The organism is Pseudomonas sp. B6(2017), from assembly GCF_002112765.1.
GTDB lineage: Bacteria > Pseudomonadota > Gammaproteobacteria > Pseudomonadales > Pseudomonadaceae > Aquipseudomonas > Aquipseudomonas piscis.
Window position 1 is genome coordinate 1 of the sequence record NZ_NEIQ01000016.1, and the last position, 24,348, is coordinate 24,348.

Genomic DNA, 24,348 nt, shown 5'->3' on the forward strand with positions numbered 1-24,348 from the left:
CTGTCGTCCCGGGCCGCCGAACTGGGCGGGGGCGGGGAGTGGATCCACTACGCCGCGACGAAAGGGGCCATCGACAGCTTGACCCGGGGCTTGGCCAAGGAAGTCGCCGACGAAGGAATCAGGGTCAATGCCGTGGCTCCAGGCTTGATCGAGACAGGGTTGCACGCCGCAGCCGGAAAACCCGAGCGGTTGTCTGAGATGTCCACGGGAGTGCCCGCAGGCAGGGCAGGATTGCCGGAGGAGGTGGCCGACTGCGTGTGCTGGTTGGCCTCAGCCGCGGCGAGCTATGTCACCGGGGCCATTATCCCGGTTGCCGGGGGCAGGTAGGGCCTGGGGGTCTTCTCCCAACAGGCCGAGCAGGGGCAGGAAGTTGCGCAGGGCCACCGAGTTGGAGGCCGGCAGCCAGGCGGCGCTCAGGGGGGAATGCAGCGGGTTGCCGCGAATCCGCAGGAACACGATGCCCTGGCGTTGCTCGGCGCCGACGCTCTGGGGCACGAAGGTCAGCCCCACTCCGGCCCTGGTCAGGCCCAGGGCGGCTTGCAGGTTCTCGATCTGTTGCACGATGCGTAACTTGATCCCCAGCGGTTCGAGGTGGGACAGGATCCGGTCGGTCAGGCTCGGCAGCGGATAACGCGGATAGAGAACGGTCTTCTCGTTATCCAGGTCCTTGAGTTCCAGGTGCTTGCGCCCGGCCAGGCGATGCCGGGCCGGGAGCGCCACCACCAGCGGTTCCTTGAGCAGCAAGCGCTGCTCGATCGCCGGGTCGTCATCGATCGGGGGCCGGGCGAAGCCCATGTCGATGTGATGCTCCAGCAGCGCCGGGGCGATGTCCGCCGCCAGCAGTTCCTTGAACGACAGTTCCACCTCCGGGTAGCACTGCTGGAACAGCCCCAGCACTTCCGGCAGCCGGTTGTACATCACCGAGCCGGCGAAGCCGATGGACAGGCGCCCGGTATGGCCTTCGGCCAGGCCGCGGATCTCCCTGACGCTGGACTGCACGGCATCGAGGATGGCCCGGACCTTGAGCAGGAATTGTCCGCCGGCCTCGGTCAGGCGTAGCGGCCGGCTCTGGCGCTCGAACAGCAGGGCGCCGAGATCTTCTTCCAGCTGCTTGATCTGTTGGCTCAGCGGGGGTTGCGCCATGTGCAACTTCTGCGCCGCACGGGTGAAGCTCAGCTCTTCGGCCACCGCCTTGAAGTAGCGCAGATGGCGCAGTTCCAGGCGGTTTTCCATGGGTCTGGGAGAGAATTGGCTGGCAAGCCGATGCAGATTGGAGTCGGACATAATCAAGACATTCCTTTGTATTTATCGTTGTAATTCTGCTACTGCAGGAGCTGCTTTTTCGCGAACGCGGTCTGCTTTCGCGGCCGAAAAGTATAACGTCCCGCCTATTCTCCCAGCCGCGTGGGCCGGGGCAGCCAGGCCTGTCGCTGCGGGCGTTTGCCGGCAGCGACAGGCCTGATATCAACGATATCCGGGCAGCGGCCGCAGACCGTTGTCGATCAGGCTTACCAGGCTTTCGTGACGGGTCCTGGGCAGGACCGCAGGGGATGTCCGCATCCGGCGTGGTTCACGCCGGACGGTGCTCGGACAGGGGAGAAGGGTGAGGGCGTCGTGCCTCAGGCGCCGATATCGCGCATCAGCAGGCCGAAGCGCAGGTCCACCTGGTCGGGAATCGGCAGGTACACGGTATGGCCGTCGCCCGGGGCCACTTCGATGGCCTGGCCCTGGGCGTTGTGCAGCTCATGCAGGTCGAAGTGGAAGTTGCCCTTGGGCGTCATCAGCTCCATGTGGTCGCCCAGGGCGAAGCGGTTCTTCACCTTGACCTCGGCCAGGCGGTCGCGGCGCAGCCCGGTGAGCTCGCCGACGAACTGCTGGCGCTCCGACACCGAGCTGCCGTTCTGGTAGTTCTGGTATTCGTCATGCACGTGGCGGCGCAGGAAGCCCTCGGTGTAGCCGCGCTGGGCCAGGGATTCCAGGTCGTTCATCAGGCTGCGGTCGAACTCGCGCCCGGCTGCGGCGTCGTCGATGGCCCGGCGATAGACCTGGGTGGTACGGGCGCAGTAGAAGTGGGACTTGGTCCGGCCCTCGATCTTCAGCGAGTGCACGCCCATGCGTGTCAGGCGCTCCACGTGCTGCACCGCCCGCAGATCCTTGGCGTTCATGATGTAGGTGCCGTGCTCGTCCTCGAAGGCCGGCATCTGCTCGTCCGGACGATTGGCTTCCTGGAGCAGGAACACCTGGTCGGTGGGGGCGCCCAGGCCCAGGGTCGGCTCGGGTTCGAAGGTCTGGACGATCTCCCCGAGGTCGTTTTCGGTGGCTTGCTCGGCCTTGTATTTCCAGCGGCAGGCGTTGGTGCAGGTGCCCTGGTTGGCGTCGCGCTTGTTCATGTAGCCCGAGAGCAGGCAGCGCCCGGAATAGGCCATGCACAGGGCGCCGTGGACGAAGACCTCCAGCTCCATGGCCGGCACCTGCTGGCGGATTTCCTCGATTTCCTCCAGCGACAGCTCCCGGGACAGGATGATCCGGCTCAGGCCCTGCTGCTGCCAGAACTCGACGCTGGCCCAGTTCACCGTATTGGCCTGCACCGACAAGTGGATCGGCATGGCCGGGAAGTGCCGGCGTACCAGCATGATCAGCCCCGGGTCGGACATGATCAGCGCGTCGGGGGCCATTTCGATCACCGGTGCCAGGTCCTTGAGGAAGGTCTTGAGCTTGGCGTTGTGCGGGGCGATGTTGACCACCACGTAGAAGCGCTTGCCCTGGGCCTGGGCCTCGCGGATGCCGAGGGCCAGGTTGGCGTGGTCGAATTCGTTGTTGCGCACCCGCAGGCTATAGCGCGGTTGTCCGGCATACACCGCGTCGGCGCCATAGGCGAAGGCGTAGCGCATGTTCTTCAGGGTGCCGGCTGGGGCCAGGAGTTCGGGTTTGGCGAGGAGCGTCATGGGGCTGTCGGTCGCAAAAGGTCGCGAGGGTAAGGCAGCGCCCGCGGGCATTCATTGACCTGGATCTATATCCGCTAGAGAAAAAACGGCACTTGGCGACGCGACGGTGGACTAAATCCCAGGACGCCAACCGGCGTTGACCGACCTGGACCGGACATGAATCAGAACAACCTGCAAAACAAGAGCCTGCTGCTGTTGCTGGCATTGGTCAGTGTGGCCTTCATCTGGATCTTGCTGCCGTTCTACGGCGCGCTGTTCTGGGCGGTGATCCTCGGCATTCTCTTCGCACCGTTGCAGCGCCGCCTGCTGCTGCGCCTCGGGGGCAGGCGCAACCTGTGCTCGCTGTGCACCCTGGGCATTTGCCTGGTGATCGCCATCCTGCCGGTGATCGCCATCAGCGTGCTGTTGGTCCAGGAAGGCGCCGAGTTGTATCGCAAGATCGAGAGCGGGCAACTGGACATCGCCGGCTACCTGGAGCTGTTCAAGCATCGCTTGCCGCCGCCTGTCCAGGGCTTGCTGGACCGCTTCGGCCTGGGGGAGCTCCAGGGCCTGCAGGAAAAGGTGGCCAAGGGGGCGATGCAGGGCAGCCATTACCTGGCGACCCAGGCGTTCAGTTTCGGCCAGGGCACCTTCGAGTTCCTGGTGGGTTTCTCCGTCATGCTCTACCTGCTGTTCTTCTTCCTGCGCGATGGCCCGGAGCTGGTGCGCAAGATCCGCGCCGCGGTACCGCTGGCGGAATACCAGAAGCGGCGCCTGCAATTGAAGTTCACCCGGGTGGTGCGGGCCACGGTCAAGGGCAATGTGCTGGTGGCGGTGACCCAGGGCGCCCTGGGCGGGTTGATCTTCTGGTTCCTCGATATTCCCAGCGTATTGCTGTGGGCGGTGCTGATGGCCTTTCTGTCGCTGTTGCCGGCAGTGGGTGCGGGACTGGTCTGGGGGCCGGTGGCGGTGTACTTCCTGCTCAGCGGGGCAATCTGGCAGGGCGTGGTGCTGGGCTTGTTCGGGGTACTGGTGATCGGCCTGGTGGACAACCTGCTGCGACCGATCCTGGTGGGCAAGGACACCCGGATGCCGGATTACCTGATCCTGGTCTCGACCCTTGGCGGCCTGGCGATCTTCGGCCTCAATGGCTTCGTCATCGGCCCGTTGATCGCCGCGTTGTTCCTGTCCAGCTGGGGGCTGTTCGTCGAGACCCGGCCGCGGGCGCGCTTGCCCTTGCCCTGAACGGCCTGGTGCCGGAGCTTCGGGACATCGCGCTTGCGGTCAACGTTCAGGCAGCTAGGCGTGCACCGGCTGGCGATCCAGTTGCCGGGAAAGGGCCTGGGCAGCGGTTAATGAAGCCAGGGGGCCGCTGACGGTCTCGCCATCGCGGACCAGGTACCAGCAGGCGAGCAAGCCCGATTCCCGCAGTGGGGCGGGGACGGCGCTGCCGATGACGGACATGATCTGGACCTTGGGCATGGAAAGCTCCTCTATGGGAGCGGTTACCTTACAAAGTGTCCAGTGCTACGAAAAATCACCCGGATCGATAATGGACATCGATGGCTGGGCAGGATATTCACCCACGGTGCGCGCGGGATCAGTCCACGACCTGGTCGAGCATCTGCAGCACCTCATGCTCGTTGAGCAGGCCCTTGCGCACCAGGTTCTGGGTCAGCAGGGACAGGAACTTGGCGTTGCGATGGCCCTCCAGGTGCTTGAGCTCGGTCAGGGCGTCATACACCCGGCTGGAGGTGCAGAGGCCGGCAACGCGGTGCGGATTTTGCGTAGGCATGGGGAGCGTCCTTGTTGTTATGGGCCTGGGGGCGATCGGACTGAATCGATCTTGCAGCCCTTGGATGACACAAACATGACCATCCCATTTCGCCCGGGGCTTCCTTGGGATCGGCACACTATTGCCGGATTTAAACGCAAGTACTGTTCCAGTCACGACATTCTGCAGAATTATTCAGACATTCGGCTGGAGCCGGAATGCAACAGGCCCCGCCTTGGAGGGCGGGGCCTGTTTCGGGAACCTGGGTTGGCTTACCAGCGGCCAGGGCCGTAGTAGTAATGAGGATGGCCGTAGTAGCCACGGGGTGGCCCGTAGTAGACCGGTGCCGGGCGATAGTAGATCGGCTGTTGCACATAGACCGGTGCCGGCTGGTAGTAGACCGGAGGGGGCGGTGGGGCGGCGTACACCGGGGCTGGTTGCACATACACCGGGGCCTGTTGCACGTAGACCGGGCGATCCTGGTTGGCGATCACCGAACCCACGACGGCGGCGCCGACGACCGCACCCAGCGCGGCGGGCCCGGCCCAGCCACCGCCATGGGCGGATGCCTGGCCGGCGACAGCGAGTGCACCAATGAGCAGGGCTATCTTGGGGATTTTGGAGATCATGGTTTTTCCTCGGTTCAACCCCTGCGTTTATGGTCTGCACCAGACTCAAGAACTGACGCGGGGATACTTCTAGGACAGCGGTTATCGCAAAATCTGCACAGTCGCTGAGTAAATGTTGTGTAAGGTCTGTACCGGTCTCTTTACCGTTATCCCTGGACGGCTGGAGCCCTTTGAACAAGCGCCGATATGATCGGGCACAAGCGGCTGGCCGACCAATCCCGTCTATCCGAAAGTGCCAAGCGAGGAGATGAAGATGCAAATGAACCCCAATAAAGACACCCAGTTGTGCATGTCGTTGTCCGGGCGTCCGGGGAACTTCGGCCTGCGCTTTCACAATCACCTGTATGAGCAACTGGGGCTGAACTTCTACTACAAGGCCTTCAGCAGCCAGGACCTGCCGGGTGCGGTCGGTGGGATCCGGGCCCTGGGTATCCGTGGCTGCGGCGTCTCCATGCCGTTCAAGGAAGACTGCATCGCCCTGGTGGACGAGCTGGACGACTCGGCCCGGGCCATTGCCTCGATCAACACCATCGTCAACACCAACGGTCATTTGAAGGCCTACAACACCGACTACATTGCCGTGGCGCAGTTGCTGGCGGCCCATGCCGTGCCCAAGGATTGCACCTTCGTCCTGCGCGGCAGCGGTGGCATGGCCAAGGCGGTGGCCAGTGCCTTGCGCGACGGCGGTTATGCCCATGGCGTGATCGTGGCCCGCAATGAAGTGGCCGGCCGCGCCCTGGCCAGCTCCCTGGGCTACCAGTGGCAGGCGGAGCTGGGCAGCCTGCGTCCGCGGATGCTGGTCAACGTCACGCCGATCGGCATGAGCGGCGGGCCCGAGGCGCAGCAACTGGCCTTCGAGGCCCAAGCCATCGCCGCGGCGGATATTGTGTTCGATGTGGTGGCGGTACCGGCCGAGACGCCATTGATCGTACAGGCGCGGGCTGCGGGCAAGCGGGTCATCACCGGGCTTGAAGTGATTGCCATCCAGGCCCTGGAGCAGTTCGTGCTGTACACCGGCGTACGCCCGAGCGAAGAGCAGTTCCAGCAGGCCGTGGCCTTCGCCCGGGGCTGAAGGGGCCGATGAGCCGAAGGCGCGCGATTGTCGCAACCTTCGGCAGTGGCCAGGGCCTAGCCTTCCAGGCGGGCCAGGCGTTCTTCGAGGGCGGCGATCCGCGCTTCCAGTTCTTCGATGCGCTCCAGTGACACATTGCCGCCGCTGCTGCGTTCCACCGGATTGCCGCGGGCGGCGAGGATCGCCTCGATGTCCGCCGGGTCACCCAGGGCGTGGGTGTAGCGGTCTTCGCGCTGGCCGGCCTGGCGCGGCAGGTGCAAGGCCAGGCCGCGGGCCACCAGGCGCTCGAGCTGGTGCAGGACCTGCTCGCTGTCTTCGAAGTCGTGCATGCGCCCGCTGCGGGTCAGCAGTTCGTTCACGGTCTGCGGGCCACGCAGGAACATCAGGCCACAGAGGATCAATTGCGCCGGTACCAGTTCCAGGGCTTTTTCCAGGCGCTGCTCCCAGCGATCGGCGCGGCTGCCCATCTGCAGGCGAGTGAAACCCTGCGCCTCCAGGGTGCGCAGGCTCTGGCCGACCTGGCCTGGGGTCAGGTTCATCACCGGCTCGCGGCTGGTCTTCTGGTTGCAGGCGATGACCAGGGCGTTGAGGGTCAGGGGATAGGTTTCCGGATTGGTGGCCTGTTTTTCGATCAACGAACCCAGGATGCGGATTTCCGTGCTGCCAAGACGCAGGGGTTCGCGAAAGGTTTCGTGCTCGCTGCTCATGAGTACTGCTCCCTTGATGACTGATGGAAAGACGCGTGGATATCCCGCTCAGGACGCCTGCTGGGCACTGGGGATATCCACGGCCATGACGGCCGCTTTCGAGGGGCTCTGTTTTACCCGCAGAAGCGGTTTCTGGCCATCAGAACTTGGTGGCAGGCATGCAACCGGGTGCCGGACCACGCCCGCGTGAGGGCGTGGCCGCTGGCGATCAACCGGGTTGTGCTTGCGTGGACGCTTTTGCCGTTGCAGGTGACCGTCGGGCATCGGTTGCTGGTGGTTGCTCCAGGCGCTCCCGGGCGAAACGCGCCAGGCTGCGCAGGGCATTCCTGGCCGAGCGCAGGTAGAACGCCTGCAGTTGGAAGACATGCCAGCGCTCGTGGTGGATTTCCAGCTCGCAAGGTACCCCGCAGGCCCGGGCGTGCTCGGCCAGGCGGCAGGAGTCGGACAGCAGCAGCTCCTGGTCCCCCACCTGCACCAGCATCGGTGGCAGGCCGTCCAGCTCGGCCTCCAGGGGGCGGTGCAACAGGTCTTGATCGGGCGCGCCATAGGCTTGCAGGGCCTGTTCCAGCCAGTCGCGGCGAATCATCGGATCTACGCCCTGGCGGCTCTGCAAGCTGGGGCCAGCCAGGGTCGGGTCGGTGACTGGCGACAGCAGCATGAGCCCGGCGGCGATGCCGTCGCCCCGTTTCTTCAAGGCCAGGGCCAGGGCCAACGCCAGCGCACCCCCGGCGGAGTCGCCGGCGATCAACAGTTGTTCGGCCGGACAACCCTGGGCGCGGATCGCGTCATAGCAGGCCAGGCAGTCGTCCAGGCCCGCCGGGTAAGGGTGCTCCGGGGCCAGTCGGTAGTCGGGGACCCAGATGGCACAGCCGCTTTCCTTGGCCAGGCGGCTGGTGACGCTGTAGTGGGTGTCCGGGCTGCCGAGGCAGAACGCGCCGCCGTGCAGGTAGAGGATCGTGCCCCTGGCGACAGTGGCCTTGGGTTCGATGATCTGCACCGGTACCTGGCCCAGGTGCGTGCGCCGCCGAGCGACTCCCAGGGCTGGCGGCATCAGCCAGGACATGCCGGCGACGAGCTTGCGCTGGCTGGCCAGGGCCCGTGGCGGGCCGATCAAGGCCCTGAAGGTGCAGCGCAGGAACAGCCTGAGGAAGGCCGCGTTGGCCCGCTCCAGCCAGTCCCGGGGGGCTGCGATGCTGCGCCCGCTCGCCGGCGAGGCCGGGTCCAGCGGGCTGGACAGTTGGTAGGCCGCCAGCCCGGCGTATCGTGCCAGCCAGCGATAGGTAAAGGTGAAGCCGGGCCAATTGGTGCTGTTGTGACCTTGCTCATCCACATACCAGCTCTTGCAGCCGCTCCATACCGAATTGGCCAGGCGTTGCTGGATCCGCAACTGGAAGCGCCGGTGCGGGCGTTCGTCCACTTCCAGGGTGCGGGCGCCGCTGGCCAGCAGTGCCTGGCGAGCCTTCAGCACATGGGATATCTGGCTTTCCAGCATATGGATGATGGAGTTGTGGCCCAGGTTGGTGTTGGGGCCGTAGAGCATGAAGAAGTTCGGGAAGCCGGGCACGCTGAGTCCCAGGTAGGCGGCCGCGCCCTGTTGCCAGGCCTGGTTCAGATCGAGCCCGTTGCGGCCGGTGATGCGCATCGGCGAGAGAAACTCGGTGGCTGCGAAGCCGGTGCCGTAGATGATCGCATCCACATCGTGCTGCTCGCCGTCCTGGGTCTGGATACCGTGCTCGGTGATGCGCTTGATGCCCTGGGTCAGCAATTGCACATGGGCTTGGTCGAAGGTGGCCAGGTAGTCGTTGGACAGCAGGATGCGCTTGCAGCCGATGGGATAGTCCGGGGTCATCTGGCGGCGTAGCCGCGGGTTGGACACCGAAGTCTCCAGCAACTTCTGGAAGGGCCGGCCCACGGCCCAGCGCATCAGGCCGCGCAAGCGGGTGAAACCCAGGGCGCGGGACTCGAAGTGCAGGTAATGGCCGGCGCGCACCAGCTTCATCCACAGCGGGTAGCGGGCGAAACGCTGTTTTTCCCGGGGACTGTAGGGACGGTCGGCCTTGGCCATGATGTAGGCCGGCGAGCGCTGGAAGACTTTCAGCGCCGCGACCTGGGCGGCGACCTGCGGCACGAACTGGATCGCCGAGGCTCCGGTGCCGATCACCGCGACCCGCTTGCCGGCCAGGGAGTAGTCGTGGTTCCAGGTAGCGGAATGGAATACCTGGCCGGCGAAGCTCTCCATGCCCGCCAGCTTCGGCAGCACTGGCCGGCTCAGTTGGCCGGTGGCGCTGATCAGCAGGCGCGCCAGCAGCACCTGGCCGTCGTTGCAGGTCACCTGCCAGCAGCCCAGCTCCTGGTCGAAGCTGGCCTGGCGGACCTCGGCGCCGAACCGGATGAACGGTTCCAGGCCATGGCTTTTGGCGCAGTGCTGCAGGTAGGCGTGGATTTCCGCCTGGGGGGCGAAGGTCCGGGACCAGTGGGGATTGGGCTCGAAGGAAAACGAGTAGAGGTGCGAGGGCACGTCGCAGGCGGCCCCGGGATAGCTGTTGTCGCGCCAGACTCCGCCGACGTCCTGGCCTTTCTCCAGAATGACGAAGCGGCTGGCCCCGGCCTTGCGCAGGGCGATGCCCATGCCCAGGCCACCGAAGCCGGCGCCGATGATGATGGCCTCCAGGGGCTGGCTGGCGTCGGGTGCGGAGTTCGAAGCAGTGGTGGATGCTGGCATGACGACCTCGTTGTTATTGTTGTGGTGGGATGTGGCCACTTCCCGAGGGGAGACTACGAGCCTGGTGGAGCAAGCATGCAGGCAATCGAGCGCCGACCCCATGCTGGAAGGGGACAAGTACTTTAGTATTTGGGCCAAAGCATGCTGCGATGAGCTGACCCATGAACATTCAGTCATTCACCCGCGGACCCTCCAGCGCCCTGTTGCTGGTGAACTTCGGTCTTGAGCGGGATCTGGCGCAGACGCGCCTGCTGGCCGGCTCGGGGCTGTCCCTGGAGCAATTGCAGGACCCCAACAGCCTGTTGTCGGCGGCCCAGGAGTTGCGACTGGTGGGCAACTTGCTGGCCTTGCTGGGGCATCCGCCGGGGCTGGGCCATGAAGTGGGCTTGCGCTATCACTTTTCCACCTATGGTTTGTTCGGTTATGGCTTGATCAGCAGCGCGACCCCGGCCGATGCCCTGCGCCTGGCCCTGCGTTTCCTGCCCCTGACCTATGCCTTCGCCTCTATCGGCTATCACCAGGAACCCGGCCTTGGGGTGCTGACCTTTGGCGAGCCGGCGGTGGCGGACGCTCGGGTGCGGACTTTCCTGCTGGAGCGGGACATGGCCGCGGCGGCGGTATTGATGAAGGAAATCGTCGGCCAGGATTTTCGCCTGCTGCGGCTGACCCGCCGTGGTGCTCCGTCGGTGCAGCATGGCGTGGATGAGGCCCGGCGGATTTTCGGCCTGGTCCCGGAATTTCGTGCGGCCCATCATGCCCTGGTGTTCGACCGGCGCTTGCTCCAGCGTCCCTTGCCCCAGGCCAATCCGGTCACGGTATCGATGTGCGAGCAGATGTGCGCGCAGTTGCTGGAGCGTCGGCAGGCGTCCCAGGGCAGCGCCGCGCAGGTGCGCCTGCAACTGGACGCGCAGCCCCCCGGCAGCGTACCGGACTTGCCGGGCATGGCCCGCCTGATTCACACCAGCGTGCGCACTCTGAAGCGGCGTTTGCAGGAGGAGGGCACCAGCTATCGCCAGTTGCTGGCCGAACAGCGCGGGGCCCGGGCGCTGGAGCTGCTGGCCAATCCCGCCTTGAGCCTGGGCCAGATCGCCGAGCGTTTGGGCTTCAGCGACCTGTCGAGTTTTTCCCAGAGCTTCAAGCGCTGGTTCGGCGTGGCCCCCAGCGTCTACCGCCAGAGCATTGCGCAGGACGCACCGGGTCACGGCCTGGGGCTATAATCCGCGCGCGCTGTATTCCCATCACCGTTGATCGAGACTGTCATGACCATTTCCCTGTACGCCGCTTCCGTTCCTGTTTTCAAGCAGATGCTCACGGCCCTGAGCGATGTGTTGCACAAGGCCGAGGCCCATGCCACGGCGAAGAACATCGAGCCTGCGGCCTTGCTCCAGGCGCGTTTGTATCCGGATATGTTCCCGCTGGTGCGCCAGGTACAGATCGCCGTGGACTTCGCCAAGGGCGTCTCCTCGCGCCTGGCCGAGATCGAGCTGCCCAAGTACGAGGACAGCGAAACCACCTTCGCCGAGCTCCAGGCGCTGCTGGCCAAGGTCCTGGCCTTCCTCGACACCATCCAGCCGGCCCAGGTCGACGGCAAGGAAGGCATCGAGATCGTCACCCGCCCGGGTACTCCGAAAGAGAAGCGCTTCAGCGGCCAGTCCTACCTGCTGAGCTACGGCCTGCCGCAGTTCTTCTTCCACGTCACCACCACCTACGCCATCCTGCGCCACAACGGCGTGGAAGTGGGCAAGCGTGACTACATGGGCGCCTTCTGATCCCGCTCCCGACTGTGTTGCAGGCATGAAAAAGCCCGGCCAGGGTCAACCTGGCCGGGCTTTTTCAATGGGGCGCAATCAGGCGGATGCCTGGCCCTTGTCTTCCTGGGCCATGCAGGCCGCAGCGGTGAAGAGCACGTCGGTGGAGGAGTTCAGCGCGGTTTCCGCCGAGTCCTGCAGGACGCCGATGATGAAGCCCACGGCCACCACTTGCATGGCGATTTCGCTGGGGATGCCGAACAGGCTGCAGGCCAGCGGAATCAGCAGCAGCGAACCGCCGGCGACGCCGGACGCACCGCAGGCGCAGATGGCCGCGACCACGCTCAGCAGCACGGCGGTGGGCAGGTCCACGGCGATGCCCAGGGTGTGCACGGCGGCCAGGGTCAGCACGGTGATGGTGATCGCAGCGCCAGCCATGTTGATGGTGGCGCCCAGGGGAATGGACACCGAGTAGGTGTCTTCATGCAGGCCCAGGCGCTTGCTCAGTTCCAGGTTGACCGGGATGTTGGCTGCCGAGCTGCGGGTGAAGAAGGCCGTGATACCGCTTTCGCGCAGGCAGGTCAGTACCAGGGGGAAGGGGTTGCGGCGGATCTTCCAGTAGACGATCAGTGGGTTCATCACCAGCGCCACGAACAGCATGCAGCCGATCAGCACAGCCAGCAGGTGCAGGTAGCCGAGCAGGGCATCGAAGCCGGAAGTGGCCAGGGTCGAGGCCACCAGGCCGAAGATCCCCAGGGGCGCGAAGCGGATCACCACCCGCACGATCAGGGTCACGCCGCTGGACAGGTCGTCGAGCACGTTGCGGGTGGCTTCCCCGGCATGGCGGATGGCCACGCCCATGCCGATGGCCCAGGCCAGGATGCCGATGAAGTTGGCGTTCATCAGCGCGCTGACCGGGTTGTCCACCACGCTCAGCAGCAGGCTTTGCAGGACTTCGCTGATACCGCCCGGGGCACTGACGGCCACGTCATGGGTGACCAGCACCAGGGACGACGGGAACAGGCTGCTGGCGATCACGGCCACCACCGCGGCGGCGAAGGTGCCCAGCAGGTAGAGCACCAGGATCGGCCGGATGTGGGTTTCCTGGCCATGCTTGTGGTTGGCGATCGACGCCATGACCAGCACGAATACCAGGATTGGCGCCACGGCCTTGAGCGCCGAGACGAACACCTTGCCGATGAAGGCGGTGGACTTGGCCGCCTCGGGCGCCAGCAGTGCCAGGGCGATGCCGGCAATCAGGCCGATGACGATCTGGGTCACCAGGCTCAGGCGTTTGAGGGATTGCAGGAAAGAGGGAGGTGAAGCGCTCATGAAGGTATCTCTGTTTTTTTAATGTGCAGTGCGTATTGGCGGTCCCGCAGGGCGCTGCCTCGGGACTGAACCGCGACACAAGGCTGCGGTCGGAAAGCAACGGACGCTCGGGTCGATCACGTGGCAGGCGCTTGCCCGGTGTCCGTTTGGGGCAGGGAGCGGACTTTAGCACAGCAGGCCCGGCTTCCCGTGCCGATGTGACGATCTGCCACTTGTCGGCAGCCGGGATAACAGCTTGAGGTTGCCTTGACCCGGACCCGGTCTGTTAGTATTCGCCATCCCTTTTTTCCTATCCGCTCAGCGCGCCCTTCGGGCCTCGCTGTCATTCGTCGTCGCTGGAGTTTTCATGCTGTTTCCCATCCTGCTGTTATCGGCCGCGGGCTTCACCATCCTGACCACGGAGTTCGTGATCGTCGGCCTGTTGCCGGCGATCGCCCGCGACTTGCAGGTCAGCGTGTCCCAGGCCGGCTTGCTGGTGACCCTGTTCGCGTTCACCGTCGCCGCGTTCGGCCCGTTCCTGACCGCCTACTTCGCACGTTTCCCGCGCAAGCAGCTGTTCATCATCGTGCTGGTGCTGTTCGGCCTGTCCAATACCGTGGCGGCCCTGGCGCCGAACATCTGGGTGATGGCCTTCGCCCGGCTGGTGCCGGCCCTCGGGTTGCCGGTGTTCTGGGCCCTGGCCAGTGAAACCGCGGTGGATATCGTCGGACCGGACGATGCCGGGCGCGCCATCTCCAAGATCGGTTTCGGCATCGTCTGCGCCACGGTATTCGGGATTCCGGTGGGCACCCTGATCGCCGACGTCTTCGGCTGGCGCAGCGCGTTCGCCATCCTCGCCCTGGTGGCCTTTGCCAAGGCACTGCTCTTGTTCCTCTACTTGCCCAAGACTGCGGTGCATGACGAACAGGCCAGCCTGGGCTCGCAGTTTCGCATCCTGCGCAATCCGCTGATGCTCGGGCATGTGCTGCTGTCGATCCTGGTGTTCAGTGGCATGTTCACCGCCTATACCTACCTGGCGGATATCCTCGAGCGCCTGGCCGGCTTCAACGGCACCCTGGTGGGCTGGTGCCTGATGGGCTTCGGCGCGGTAGGGCTGATCGGCAACTCCCTGGGAGGCCGGGTAGTGGACCGCCATCCGCTGATCGCCTCGATGGTGTTCTGTGCCTTGATGATGGGCGGCATGGTGGCCCTGGTGCCGAGCATTCACTCGACCCTGGGGCTGGCGGCGGCCATGGGAATCTGGGGCATGACCCAGGCGGCGATGTTCCTGGTCAGCCATGTGCGGATGATGAAAGCCGCCCCGCAGGCACCGGCGTTCGCCGCCTCGCTGAACATCGCCGGGGCCAACGTCGGCGTGGGCCTGGGGGCAATGGTCGGCGGCCGGGTGATCGATACCTTTGGCCTGGGCCACCTGGGGTTCACGGCGGCTGGTTTCATCCTGCTGTCCATCTTCCTGGCGGTGCTGCTGATGAAGGTGGAGGCCGCTCCCCAGGCCTGCGCTTCCTGAGGTTCAGTGGCCCAGGGGCGTGAACAATTCGCGTCGCGCCCCTTCGGTGATGGCCACGATGCCGGGGTGCTTGACCTTGCGCTCCACGGAAATGGCATAGAACGACTCGGCCACGGCGTCGGTCTGGCCAATCAGCTGCACGCCATATTGTCGGCGCACCTCATCGGCGATCACGCTGGGGGCGATGAAAATACCGCTCCCGGACTGGCCGAAGGCCTGCATCAGGGCGCTGTCGTCGAACTCCCCGATGATCCGCGGCTGCAGTTGCTGCTCGGCGAACCAGCGTAGCAAGCGGCTGCGGACCACGGTTTCCTGTCCGGGAATCAGCAGTGGTGCCCCGTGCAGGCCACGGGGAAAGTCGGCGCCATGCAGGCGCGCCAACTGCTCAGTCGCGAAGAAACTGATCCCGCATTCCCCCAGCTTCTGGCTGTAGCCCTTGATATCCAGGTGGCTTGGCATGGGGCTATCGGAAATCACCAGGTCCAGGCGCTGGATGGCCAGGTCGGCGAGCAGGCGTTCCAGTTTGTCTTCGCGGCAGGTGAGGCGGATCGGCTCGCTCAGCTCCATGGTCGGGGCGATCAGCCGGTAGACGATGGACTTGGGCACCACATCCGCCACTCCCACGCGGAACTGGATCTGCTGTTCATCGGGGCGGGCCCGGAGCATGGCCTCCAGTTCGCCGCCGAGCTGGAACATCTGCTCGGCGTAGGGCAGCGTCTGGCGCCCGGCCTCGGTCAGTTCCAGCTGGCGCCCGACCCGGCGAAACAGCTCCACGCCATAGGTCTGCTCCAGCAAGGTGATCTGCCCGCTGATGGTCTGGGGCGTCAGGTTCAGTTGCTCGCAGGCGCGGACGATGCTGCCGGTCTTGGCCACGACCCAGAAGTAGTGCAGTTGGCGGTAGTTGAGCATGGCTGGCCTATATTCGTAAAAATCGAAGTATAACTGCTGAAAATACGAATTTTCCTGAAGTATTGCGCTCCTTAGAATGCCACGCCATCGACGGGCCACCCCTTGGTCCTGCCGTTCTATCGAGGAAAGAGCATGTCATTGAAGAACCTGGGCGCGGTCACGGTGCTGGCCCTATCTATGCTGACCCTGGCGGGCTGTGATCAGGCGCAGAAGAGTGCCCAGCAAGTGCTGGACAAAACGGCGCAAGCGGCCAAGCAAGCCATCGACGACACTCACAAGGCGGCGGAACAGGCCCTGAGCGATGCCACCCGCGGTGTCGTCGGCAAGGAAAAAGACCAGGATAAGGACGCCAAGCAGGCCGAATCGTCCCAGGAAATCTGATCTTTCATTCAACCGAGTCAGGATTGCCCCATGGATTACCTTTTACAACTTGCCGCCAGCCCTACCGCCTGGGTCGCCTTAGCTACCCTGGTGGTGATGGAGATCGTGCTTGGCATCGATAACCTGATCTTCATTTCCATCCTCACCAACAAGTTGCCGGAACAGCATCGGGCCAAGGCGCGGCGGCTGGGTATCGGCATGGCCCTGTTCATGCGCCTGGCCTTGCTCAGCACGGTGGCGTTCATTGTCCAGCTCACCGAGCCTGTGATCGAGGTGATGGGGCAGAGCTTCTCCTGGAAGGACATGATCCTGATCGCCGGCGGCCTGTTCCTGGTATGGAAAGCCACGACGGAAATCCATCACAGCATGGATTCCAAGCCTGAAGAGGCCAAGCCCGAGACGCCCAGCGTGGCCATCGGTTTCGCCGCGGCGATCGGCCAGATCCTGCTGCTGGACATGGTGTTCTCCATCGACAGCATCATTACCGCCGTGGGCATGACCGAGCACCTGCCGATCATGATCATCGCCGTAGTGGTCTCGGTATTGGTGATGCTGCTGGCCGCCGAGCCGCTGGCCAAGTTCATCAACGACAACCCGACCGTGGTGATGCTGGCGCTGGGCTTCTTGATCATGATCGGCATGACCCTGATCGCCGAAGGTTTCGGTGCCCACGTGCCCAAGGGCTATGTCTATGCGGCGATGGCGTTCTCGGCTGCCATCGAGTGCCTGAACATGCTGGCCCGCCGGGCCCGGCAGAAGCGCCAGGCCCAGGCCTGACCTGGACGGCAGGCATGCCCCGCAGCCGCCTTGACTCCCTGGAGTCGGGCGGCCGCTTGGTTTCTGGGCTTGTGGTCAGTCAATGGACGGTGGCGGGGCGGCGATCGGTCTTTTGCACGGGGGCGGCGGGTTGCCGTGGATGGTGATGGCGCCGGGTGATGCGCAACACGCCCCAGAGCATGGCGCCGGCTACGGCCAGCCAGCCCAGGACCAGCATCAGGATCGTTGTCGTCAGGCTCATAAGTGCCTCCTTTCGTGCCCTTGTGGGGCACACACTCTTACTAATCGACAGTCTAGTAGCCTCTGTGTTTCAAGCTATTGACCAATAGTCGAGAGTCTTCGAACAGTTCGCTCTATGGTTTTAAATTAACTGCCCTCCGGCGCTATACCCCTGCTCGCGAGAGCCCTATGATCAGGGCCCCAGCCGGGAGCGGGTCGCCCGGCAGCAGATATAGAGAGCGATGATGGTGCGGGTATTTCCTCGATTTCGAGTGGCGCTGCTGGCCGGCGCCTGTGTCCTGGGCCTGGTCGGTTGTGCCGGCAGCGTGCAGCCGCAGTTCAAGCGCCTGCCTGAGCGGGTGGAACTGAGCAGCGTGCCGTTCTTCCGTGGCGAGATGTACCAGAGCGGGCCGGGGGCCTTGGCCAGCATGCTGTCGCAGCAGGGCATCGTGATCACCCCGGGGTTGCTGGACAAGCCCCTGCATTTGCCGGGAGCCGAGGCCCAGTTGCAGCAGAACATGCAGAAGCTGGCCCGGGAATACGGCATGGTGGTCTACCCCCTGGACGATAACCTGGCGGCCCTGCTGACCCAGGTGGCTGCGGGTTATCCAGTGCTGGTACGTTTTACCGAAGGCAAGTTCTGGACCGAGCCGCGTTATGCGGTGCTGGCGGGTTACAACCGGGACAAGCAGACGGTGTTGTTGCGCGGTGCCAAGTTGCGTCGGCAGTTGATGGAATTCGGCGAGTTCGAGTCAGCCTGGAAGGATGCCGGTAGCTTCGCGGTGCTGATCCAGGCTCCCGAGCAACTGCCGGCGGGGGTCGATCGCCAGCGTTGGCTGAAGGCGGTCAATGAACTGGCCCAGGTCGGCCAGGAGCAGGCAGCCGCCAGGGCCGGCAAGGCCCTCGATAAACGTTGAGTCTTCAGTAACGACAACGGCGCCCGAGGGCGCCGTTATTGCAGGAGAGAGCTGCGGATCAGTGGGAGGCCTGGGTGGCTCCCACCTGCCGGCTCTTGAGGTTCTTCTCGGCCTTGTAGCGCAGGGCCACATCCGGCACCGAGCCACTCTTGCCGGTCTCTACCCAGTTGCGGATCCGGCTGGCATCGGCGAAGTGGGTGTACTTGCCGAAGGCATCGAGAATCACCAGGGCCACCGGACGATTGCCCATGCTGGTCACCAGCACCAGGCAATGACCGGCCTGGTTGGTGAAGCCGGTCTTGGTGATCTTGATGTCCCATTTTTCCTTGTTCACCAGATGGTCGGTATTGCGAAAGCCCAGGGTGTAGTTGGGCTTGCGGAATGCCACGGTCTTTTCCTTGGTGGTGCTCAGTTCGCTGAGCAGCGGGTATTTGCGTGCGGCCAGCAGCAGCTTGCTCAGGTCGCGGGCGGTGGACACGTTATGGATCGACAGGCCGGTGGGCTCCACGTAGCGGGTGTGGGTCATGCCCAGGGACTTGGCCTTGGCGTTCATCGCGGCGATGAAGGCGGCGTAACCACCCGGATAATGGTGGGCCAGGCTGGCGGCGGCGCGGTTTTCCGAGGACATCAGGGTGATCAGGAGCATTTCATGGCGGCTGAGTTCGCTATTGAGCTTGACTCGGGAGAACACGCCTTTCATTTCCGGGGTATCGCTGATATTGACGGAAATGTATTCGTTCATGGGCTGCTTGGCGTCCAGCACCACCATGGCGGTCATGAGTTTGGTGACCGAGGCGATGGGCACCACGACGTCCGGGTTGCTTGAATAGATGACTTTGTTGGTCTGCAGGTCCAGCAGCAGGGCGCTGCCGGAGGCGATGTGCAATTGTGAAGTGTCTCTTGGCGCCGCGGTGGTTTCGGTGGCGCCGACGCTGTGCGCGACCAGGGTACCGGACACAGCAAACAACAAGCTGAGGATGGAGAGACGAATTTTCACGCTGGTGGACTCGATAGGATGGATACGCCGTCTTGCAACGGGCTTTCTTGGAAAAACGTTACATTTTATGAGTATGGCTGAAGAACTGTCGATTGCTCTTCAGCAGTCAGGCGAAAGCCCTTAAAAACCAAGAAAAAACCCAAGTTTTTGCTGAACGGTAGTGTCTGGCCGGTCCCTGGCGCCAGGGACGGGAGCCTTGAGAGCCGCTGGCGATGAGAGCGTCGAGAATAGTGCATTTACGGAATGAAAAAGCCCGCCAATGGCGGGCTTTTTCAAGAACGGGAAAACTTAGCTGTGCAGCGTTTCGGCGGCGTACAGGGTGTTTTCCAGCAGGCAGGCGCGAGTCATGGGGCCTACGCCACCTGGCACCGGCGTAATCCAGCCGGCGCGGGGCAGGGCGGTGTCATACACCACGTCGCCTACCAGCTTGCCGTCTTCCTGGCGGTTGATGCCGACGTCGATGACGATCGCGCCTTCCTTGATCCATTCGCCCTTGACCAGGCCCGGCTTGCCGGCGGCCACGACCACCAGGTCGGCACGGCCGACATGGCCGGCCAGGTCCTTGGTGAAGCGATGGGTCACGGTCACGGTGCAGCCTGCCAGCAACAACTCCATGGCCATGGGGCGGCCGACGATGTTGGATGCGCCTACGACTACCGCATCCATGCCGTACAGGTCGGCACCGGTGCTCTCCAGCAGGGTCATGATGCCCTTGGGGGTGCAGGGGCGCAGCAGCGGGATGCGCTGGGCCAGGCGCCCGACGTTATAAGGATGGAAGCCATCCACGTCCTTGTCTGGGCGGATGCGCTCCAGCAATAGAGAAGAGTCCAGGTGTTCCGGCAGAGGCAGTTGCAGCAGGACGCCATCGATATTCGGGTCATCGTTGAGGCGGTCGATCAGGCCGGCCAGGGCTTCTTGGGTGGTATCGGCCGGTAGATCGTAGGCTTGGGAAAGGAAGCCTACCTCTTCGCAGTCTTTACGCTTGTGCGAGACATAGACCTGGGAGGCCGGGTCGCTGCCGACCAGAATCACCGCAAGACCAGGAGTACGCAGGCCTTGCTGGCGACGCTCGGCGACACGCTTGGCGATCTGCTGGCGCAGGCTAGCGGCGATCGCTTTGCCGTCGATTAGTTGTGCAGTCATGACGCGTGATTAACCATCGAGAGGGAGAGAAAATGAGAACGCATTCTCGCATGTCGGGACGAGAGGGCAAAGGCGCTTGGTTCGTGAATTGCCCTAACTCCTTTAATTAAATGAATTTTTTTTAAAAAAGAGTTGACGGCCTAACGGCTCGTCTATAACATTCGTCGCACTTGTCGGGCACAGCCTAGCACTGGTTAAGAAGGTCGGGCAGAGTTGATGTTTAACTCGTAACGACTGAAGCAATTAGTTTGTAGTCATCTAAGAATACAGATTAATAAGGCGCCCGTAGCTCAGCTGGATAGAGCATCCGCCTTCTAAGCGGATGGTCGCAGGTTCGAGTCCTGCCGGGTGCGCCATTAGGCAGCTTTGGCACAAGTAACGCAATATGGTGGGCGTAGCTCAGTTGGTAGAGCACAGGATTGTGACTCCTGTTGTCGTGGGTTCGATCCCCATCGTCCACCCCATATTCGAAAGGCGCCAGATTAAAAGTCTGGCGCCTTTGCTTTAAAAGCTTGTTACGCGGACGTGGTGGAATTGGTAGACACACTGGATTTAGGTTCCAGCGCCGCAAGGTGTAAGAGTTCGAGTCTCTTCGTCCGCACCAATAAAGTAGCTAGTTAATAGCAGATGACGGCGCAGTACCTGAAAAGGTCTGCGCCGTTTTCGTTTCCGGTCTTGGTTGCGCCGCGCGCGCGGCGCGCCAGATAGTGAATGCCCGTGCGGCATTTGCTAGTTTTCCCGGCGAATGGCTGCTGTTGGCTGGTGCGTTCGAGGGGCTCGCCAGGTTCCTTCTATATATAGAAGGGCTGATGCAGAGGTCCTGGTTCGGCTCGTAGTATTTGCTCTCATGGCGGGGCTGTAACCTTTGTCCCCGTCTTCACATTGCTGGCCGCTTTTTACCCGTTTTCAGTAGGGTGACTTCTTCAGTTCGACCCACTAGAATGCATGCCCTTGATTCTGGGGTCGGAAAACGGCCGGCTAATCGTCTGTGCAACGAGGAATATCCATGCAAGTTTCTGTTGAAAATACTTCTGCTCTTGAGCGCCGCATGAGCATCACCGTGCCGGCTGAGCGCATCGAGAGCCAGGTCAACAAGCGTCTGCAGCAGACTGCCCAAAAGGCCAAAATCCCAGGCTTCCGTCCTGGCAAGGTTCCAATGAGCGTGATTCGTCAGCGTTATGAGGCTGATGCACGTCAAGAAGCAGTTGGTGATGTGATCCAGGCTTCCTTCTACGAAGCTGTTGTCGAGCAGAAGCTGAACCCGGCTGGCGCTCCTTCGGTCGAGCCCAAGGTGCTGGAGAAAGGCAAGGACCTGGAATACGTTGCCACTTTCGAAGTGTTCCCGGAGTTCACCGTTGCTGGTTTCGAAGGTATCGCTGTCGAGCGCCTGAGCGCCGAAGTGGCTGATGCCGATCTGGACAACATGCTGGAAATCCTGCGCAAGCAGAACGTTCGTTTCGAAGTGGCCGACCGTGCTGCCCAGAACGATGACCAGCTGAACATTGATTTCGTTGGCAAGATTGACGGCGAAGCCTTCGCTGGCGGTTCGGCCAAGGGCACTCAGCTGGTCCTGGGTTCCGGTCGCATGATCCCGGGCTTCGAAGATGGTCTGGTTGGCGCCAAGGCTGGTGAAGAGCGCGTTCTGAACCTGACCTTCCCCGAGAACTACCAGAACCTGGACCTGGCCAACAAGGCTGCCGAGTTCACCGTTACCGTCAACAGCGTTTCCGAGCCCAAGCTGCCTGAACTGACCGAAGAGTTCTTCGCTCAATTCGGTATCAAGGAAGCTGGCCTGGATGGTTTCCGTGCCGAAGTTCGCAAGAACATGGAGCGTGAACTGCGTCAGGCCATCAAGTCGAAGGTGAAGAACCAGGTCATGGACGGTCTGCTGGCCGCCAACCCGATCGAAGTACCGAAGGCTCTGCTGGATAACGAAGTCAACCGTCTGCGCGTTCAGGCTGTTCAGCAGTTCGGTGGCAACATCAAGCCGGACCAGCTGCCAGCCGAGCTGTTCGAAGAGCAAGCCAAGCGCCGCGTAGTGCTGGGCCTGATCGTTGCTGAAGTGGTCAAGCAATTCGACCTCAAGCCTGACGAAGCACGCGTTCGTGAACTGATCCAGGAAATGGCTTCGGCCTACCAGGAGCCAGAGCAAGTCGTGTCCTGGTACTACAAGAACGAGCAGCAACTGAACGAAGTGCGTTCGGTTGTGCTGGAAGAACAAGTTGTGGATACTGTTCTGCAGAAAGCTAGCGTGACCGACAAATCGGTCTCTTACGAAGAAGCGGTCAAGCCGGTAGAAGCACCTCAAGCCGACTGATCCTATTTTCGTTCGAAGCACACACCATAAGCCAGCCTTCGTGCTGGCTTATGCGTATTCAAGACATGACTATTTGGGAGTGACTGCAGGACATGTCCCGCAATTCTTATTATCAGCAGAGCTCTGACATTCAGGCCGCAGGTGGTCTGGTCCCGATGGTTATCGAGCAGTCCGCCCGTGGCGAGCGTGCCTACGACATCTACTCGCGCCTCCTCAAGGAGCGAGTGATCTTCCTGATTGGCCCGGTAGAGGACTACATGGCCAACCTGGTTGCGGCACAGCTGCTTTTCCTTGAAGCCGAAAACCCGGACAAGGACATCCATCTGTACATCAACTCGCCAGGTGGTTCGGTGACCGCCGGCATGTCGATCTACGACACCATGCAGTTCATCAAGCCTGATGTTTCCACCATTTGCATCGGCCAGGCATGCAGCATGGGCGCATTCCTGCTTGCAGGTGGAGCGGCTGGCAAGCGTCACTGCCTGCCGAACTCGCGCATGATGATCCACCAACCGCTCGGCGGTTTCCAAGGTCAGGCGTCGGATATCGACATCCATGCCAAGGAAATCCTGCACATCCGTTCGCGCCTGAACTCGCTGCTGGCCCACCACACTGGTCAGAGCCTGGAAACCATTGAGCGTGACACCGAGCGCGACAACTTCATGAGCGCCGAGCGCGCGGCGGAGTACGGCCTGATCGACTCCGTGATCAACAAGCGTCAAATGCCCGCCTAAGCAACTTGAATGTAGGTGGCTGGTTTGACCGGCCGCCTGCGGACTTGAAAAAGCCCGCAATTGCCTTCATCTTGTGTTGCAAGCCTATCGGATTTGGATCGATCGAATGACTGACACCCGCAACGGCGAGGACAACGGCAAACTGCTTTATTGCTCCTTCTGTGGCAAAAGCCAGCATGAAGTACGCAAATTGATTGCCGGCCCCTCGGTCTTTATCTGCGACGAGTGCGTCGACCTGTGCAATGACATCATCCGTGAGGAGGTGCAGGAGGCACAGGCCGAGAGCAGCGCGCATAAATTGCCTTCGCCTAAAGAAATCAGCGGCATCCTTGATCAGTATGTGATTGGTCAGGAGCGTGCGAAGAAGGTTCTGGCGGTAGCGGTGTACAACCACTACAAGCGCCTGAACCAGCGTGACAAGAAAAGTGACGATGTCGAGCTCGGCAAGAGCAACATCTTGCTGATCGGCCCTACAGGTTCGGGTAAAACACTGTTGGCCGAAACCCTGGCGCGCCTGTTGAACGTGCCTTTCACCATTGCCGACGCTACCACCCTGACCGAAGCCGGCTACGTGGGTGAGGACGTCGAGAACATCATTCAGAAGCTGCTGCAGAAGTGCGACTACGATGTGGAGAAAGCCCAGATGGGCATTGTCTACATCGACGAAATCGACAAGATTTCCCGCAAGTCCGACAACCCTTCGATTACTCGGGATGTTTCCGGCGAAGGTGTGCAGCAGGCGTTGTTGAAGCTGATCGAAGGCACGGTTGCCTCGGTTCCGCCCCAAGGTGGCCGCAAGCATCCCCAGCAGGAGTTCCTGCAGGTCGACACCCGCAACATCCTGTTCATCTGTGGTGGTGCGTTCTCCGGCTTGGAGAAGGTCATCCAGAACCGCTCCACTCGCGGCGGCATCGGCTTCAACGCCGAAGTTCGCAGCAAGGAAGAGGGCAAGAAGGTTGGCGAGTCCCTGCGTGAAGTCGAGCCTGATGATCTGGTCAAGTTCGGGCTGATTCCAGAGTTCGTGGGCCGCCTGCCGGTCCTGGCAACCCTGGACGAGCTGGATGAAGCTGCGCTGATCCAGATTCTCACCGAACCGAAGAACGCCTTGACCAAGCAATACGGCAAGCTGTTCGAGATGGAAGGTGTCGACCTGGAGTTCCGTGCCGACGCACTGAAGGCCGTGGCCAAGCGGGCTCTGGAACGCAAGACTGGCGCCCGTGGTCTGCGCTCGATTCTCGAAGGCGTACTGCTCGACACTATGTACGAGATCCCCTCGCAGTCCGAGGTGAGTAAAGTAGTGATCGACGAAAGCGTTATTGAAGGCAAGTCCCAGCCACTGTTCATCTATGAAAACAGTGAGCCGGCTGCCAAGGCAGCTCCCGACGCGTAAGCTTCGGGCTGTTTGAGTGAAAGAAGGGGCCTTCGGGCCCCTTTGTTTTTAGCGTCTTTGAAACGCTGTCTTTGAGCTTGTTTTTTTTTCAGGCAGCCCCCATCTTGGTTTCACGCTTACTTCCACCTGTTTACGGCCGTATGGCCGCC

Annotated in this window: 24 protein-coding genes and 3 tRNA genes; 15 read left to right on the forward strand and 12 right to left on the reverse strand. The window is 62.5% G+C overall.

Features of this window, described 5'->3' with window-relative positions; genetic code table 11:
- Positions 1 to 42 precede the first annotated feature (42 nt).
- Positions 43 to 327 (forward strand): SDR family oxidoreductase, encoded by a 285-nt coding sequence (locus CAG11_RS24675; protein WP_256579911.1) that lies wholly within the window; start codon positions 43 to 45, stop codon positions 325 to 327.
- On the opposite strand, the gene CAG11_RS24680 is transcribed toward CAG11_RS24675, so the two are convergent.
- Both CAG11_RS24680 and yegQ read right to left on the reverse strand, forming a co-directional pair.
- The gene (locus CAG11_RS24680; RefSeq protein WP_085598413.1) at positions 271 to 1,284 is read right to left on the reverse strand and encodes a LysR family transcriptional regulator; all 1,014 of its coding nucleotides are present in this window, start codon (positions 1,282 to 1,284) and stop codon (positions 271 to 273) included. The two genes, CAG11_RS24675 and CAG11_RS24680, sit on opposite strands and share 57 nt — an antisense overlap.
- 335 nt (positions 1,285 to 1,619) lie before the next feature.
- Entirely contained in the window at positions 1,620 to 2,945 is a 1,326-nt protein-coding gene (gene yegQ, locus CAG11_RS24685; protein WP_085598415.1) for a tRNA 5-hydroxyuridine modification protein YegQ, read from the reverse strand.
- A 156-nt stretch (positions 2,946 to 3,101) separates the two neighbouring features.
- On the opposite strand from yegQ, the gene CAG11_RS24690 reads away from it, so the two are divergent.
- A complete protein-coding gene (locus tag CAG11_RS24690) occupies positions 3,102 to 4,169 on the forward strand; it encodes an AI-2E family transporter (protein ID WP_085598417.1) in 1,068 nt (355 codons plus the stop codon).
- Positions 4,170 to 4,223: 54 nt separating this feature from the next.
- Here CAG11_RS24690 and CAG11_RS24695 read toward each other — a convergent pair whose 3' ends face one another.
- The 3 genes from CAG11_RS24695 to CAG11_RS24705 form a co-directional block, all read right to left on the reverse strand.
- Positions 4,224 to 4,406 carry a hypothetical protein gene (locus CAG11_RS24695; RefSeq protein ID WP_085598419.1) on the reverse strand — a complete coding sequence of 61 codons (183 nt, stop codon included), beginning with the start codon at positions 4,404 to 4,406 and terminating at the stop codon, positions 4,224 to 4,226.
- 118 nt (positions 4,407 to 4,524) lie between these two features.
- The gene (locus CAG11_RS24700; RefSeq protein WP_022639748.1) at positions 4,525 to 4,719 is read right to left on the reverse strand and encodes a hypothetical protein; all 195 of its coding nucleotides are present in this window, start codon (positions 4,717 to 4,719) and stop codon (positions 4,525 to 4,527) included.
- Between the two features lie 251 nt (positions 4,720 to 4,970).
- On the reverse strand, positions 4,971 to 5,327 hold the full coding sequence (locus CAG11_RS24705; protein WP_022639747.1) for a hypothetical protein: 357 nt from the start codon (positions 5,325 to 5,327) through the stop codon (positions 4,971 to 4,973).
- A 253-nt stretch (positions 5,328 to 5,580) separates the two neighbouring features.
- On the opposite strand from CAG11_RS24705, the gene CAG11_RS24710 reads away from it, so the two are divergent.
- Positions 5,581 to 6,399, forward strand: coding sequence for a shikimate 5-dehydrogenase (locus tag CAG11_RS24710; protein ID WP_085598631.1), 819 nt, complete (start codon positions 5,581 to 5,583; stop codon positions 6,397 to 6,399).
- Positions 6,400 to 6,455: 56 nt separating this feature from the next.
- Here the strand turns inward: CAG11_RS24710 and CAG11_RS24715 are convergent, their stop codons facing one another.
- Both CAG11_RS24715 and CAG11_RS24720 read right to left on the reverse strand, forming a co-directional pair.
- Complete coding sequence (locus CAG11_RS24715) at positions 6,456 to 7,106, reverse strand: YceH family protein (protein WP_085598421.1); 651 nt, start codon at positions 7,104 to 7,106, stop codon at positions 6,456 to 6,458.
- A gap of 208 nt (positions 7,107 to 7,314) precedes the next feature.
- Entirely contained in the window at positions 7,315 to 9,828 is a 2,514-nt protein-coding gene (locus CAG11_RS24720) for an alpha/beta hydrolase fold domain-containing protein (RefSeq protein ID WP_085598423.1), read from the reverse strand.
- A 161-nt stretch (positions 9,829 to 9,989) separates the two neighbouring features.
- Between CAG11_RS24720 and CAG11_RS24725 the strand changes: the two genes are divergently transcribed.
- Positions 9,990 to 11,045 carry an AraC family transcriptional regulator gene (locus tag CAG11_RS24725; RefSeq protein ID WP_085598425.1) on the forward strand — a complete coding sequence of 352 codons (1,056 nt, stop codon included), beginning with the start codon at positions 9,990 to 9,992 and terminating at the stop codon, positions 11,043 to 11,045.
- 42 nt (positions 11,046 to 11,087) lie between these two features.
- Complete coding sequence (locus CAG11_RS24730) at positions 11,088 to 11,597, forward strand: DUF1993 family protein (protein WP_085598426.1); 510 nt, start codon at positions 11,088 to 11,090, stop codon at positions 11,595 to 11,597.
- Positions 11,598 to 11,675: 78 nt separating this feature from the next.
- Here the strand turns inward: CAG11_RS24730 and sstT are convergent, their stop codons facing one another.
- Positions 11,676 to 12,908, reverse strand: coding sequence for a serine/threonine transporter SstT (gene sstT, locus CAG11_RS24735; protein WP_085598428.1), 1,233 nt, complete (start codon positions 12,906 to 12,908; stop codon positions 11,676 to 11,678).
- Positions 12,909 to 13,254: 346 nt separating this feature from the next.
- Between sstT and CAG11_RS24740 the strand changes: the two genes are divergently transcribed.
- Complete coding sequence (locus CAG11_RS24740) at positions 13,255 to 14,415, forward strand: MFS transporter (protein ID WP_085598430.1); 1,161 nt, start codon at positions 13,255 to 13,257, stop codon at positions 14,413 to 14,415.
- Positions 14,416 to 14,418: 3 nt separating this feature from the next.
- Here the strand turns inward: CAG11_RS24740 and nhaR are convergent, their stop codons facing one another.
- A complete protein-coding gene (nhaR, locus tag CAG11_RS24745) occupies positions 14,419 to 15,324 on the reverse strand; it encodes a transcriptional activator NhaR (protein WP_085598431.1) in 906 nt (301 codons plus the stop codon).
- A 132-nt stretch (positions 15,325 to 15,456) separates the two neighbouring features.
- Here nhaR and CAG11_RS24750 point away from each other — a divergent pair, with 132 nt between their 5' ends.
- Both CAG11_RS24750 and CAG11_RS24755 read left to right on the forward strand, forming a co-directional pair.
- Complete coding sequence (locus CAG11_RS24750) at positions 15,457 to 15,705, forward strand: hypothetical protein (protein ID WP_085598433.1); 249 nt, start codon at positions 15,457 to 15,459, stop codon at positions 15,703 to 15,705.
- A 30-nt stretch (positions 15,706 to 15,735) separates the two neighbouring features.
- On the forward strand, positions 15,736 to 16,482 hold the full coding sequence (locus tag CAG11_RS24755) for a TerC family protein (protein WP_085598434.1): 747 nt from the start codon (positions 15,736 to 15,738) through the stop codon (positions 16,480 to 16,482).
- Between the two features lie 79 nt (positions 16,483 to 16,561).
- On the opposite strand, the gene CAG11_RS33860 is transcribed toward CAG11_RS24755, so the two are convergent.
- Positions 16,562 to 16,723, reverse strand: coding sequence for a hypothetical protein (locus CAG11_RS33860; protein ID WP_177409173.1), 162 nt, complete (start codon positions 16,721 to 16,723; stop codon positions 16,562 to 16,564).
- Positions 16,724 to 16,946: 223 nt separating this feature from the next.
- On the opposite strand from CAG11_RS33860, the gene CAG11_RS24760 reads away from it, so the two are divergent.
- Entirely contained in the window at positions 16,947 to 17,618 is a 672-nt protein-coding gene (locus tag CAG11_RS24760; protein WP_085598633.1) for a peptidase C39 family protein, read from the forward strand.
- 58 nt (positions 17,619 to 17,676) lie between these two features.
- On the opposite strand, the gene pbpG is transcribed toward CAG11_RS24760, so the two are convergent.
- Together pbpG and folD are read right to left on the reverse strand one after the other, a co-directional pair.
- Positions 17,677 to 18,615 (reverse strand): D-alanyl-D-alanine endopeptidase, encoded by a 939-nt coding sequence (gene pbpG, locus CAG11_RS24765; RefSeq protein ID WP_085598437.1) that lies wholly within the window; start codon positions 18,613 to 18,615, stop codon positions 17,677 to 17,679.
- 288 nt (positions 18,616 to 18,903) lie between these two features.
- Positions 18,904 to 19,758 carry a bifunctional methylenetetrahydrofolate dehydrogenase/methenyltetrahydrofolate cyclohydrolase FolD gene (folD, locus tag CAG11_RS24770; RefSeq protein WP_022639734.1) on the reverse strand — a complete coding sequence of 285 codons (855 nt, stop codon included), beginning with the start codon at positions 19,756 to 19,758 and terminating at the stop codon, positions 18,904 to 18,906.
- Positions 19,759 to 20,037: 279 nt separating this feature from the next.
- Between folD and CAG11_RS24775 the strand changes: the two genes are divergently transcribed.
- The 6 genes from CAG11_RS24775 (at position 20,038) to clpX (ending at position 24,199) form a co-directional block, all read left to right on the forward strand.
- A tRNA-Arg gene (locus CAG11_RS24775) sits at positions 20,038 to 20,114 on the forward strand.
- A 32-nt stretch (positions 20,115 to 20,146) separates the two neighbouring features.
- Positions 20,147 to 20,222, forward strand: a tRNA-His gene (locus CAG11_RS24780).
- Positions 20,223 to 20,277: 55 nt separating this feature from the next.
- Positions 20,278 to 20,362: transfer RNA gene (locus tag CAG11_RS24785), tRNA-Leu, on the forward strand.
- A gap of 402 nt (positions 20,363 to 20,764) precedes the next feature.
- A complete protein-coding gene (tig, locus tag CAG11_RS24790) occupies positions 20,765 to 22,075 on the forward strand; it encodes a trigger factor (RefSeq protein WP_031320173.1) in 1,311 nt (436 codons plus the stop codon).
- 92 nt (positions 22,076 to 22,167) lie between these two features.
- Positions 22,168 to 22,809: an ATP-dependent Clp endopeptidase proteolytic subunit ClpP gene (gene clpP / locus CAG11_RS24795; protein WP_016965272.1), complete on the forward strand. Its 642-nt coding sequence runs from the start codon at positions 22,168 to 22,170 to the stop codon at positions 22,807 to 22,809.
- 106 nt (positions 22,810 to 22,915) lie between these two features.
- Positions 22,916 to 24,199 (forward strand): ATP-dependent Clp protease ATP-binding subunit ClpX, encoded by a 1,284-nt coding sequence (gene clpX / locus CAG11_RS24800; RefSeq protein ID WP_085598439.1) that lies wholly within the window; start codon positions 22,916 to 22,918, stop codon positions 24,197 to 24,199.
- Positions 24,200 to 24,348: the final 149 nt, after the last annotated feature.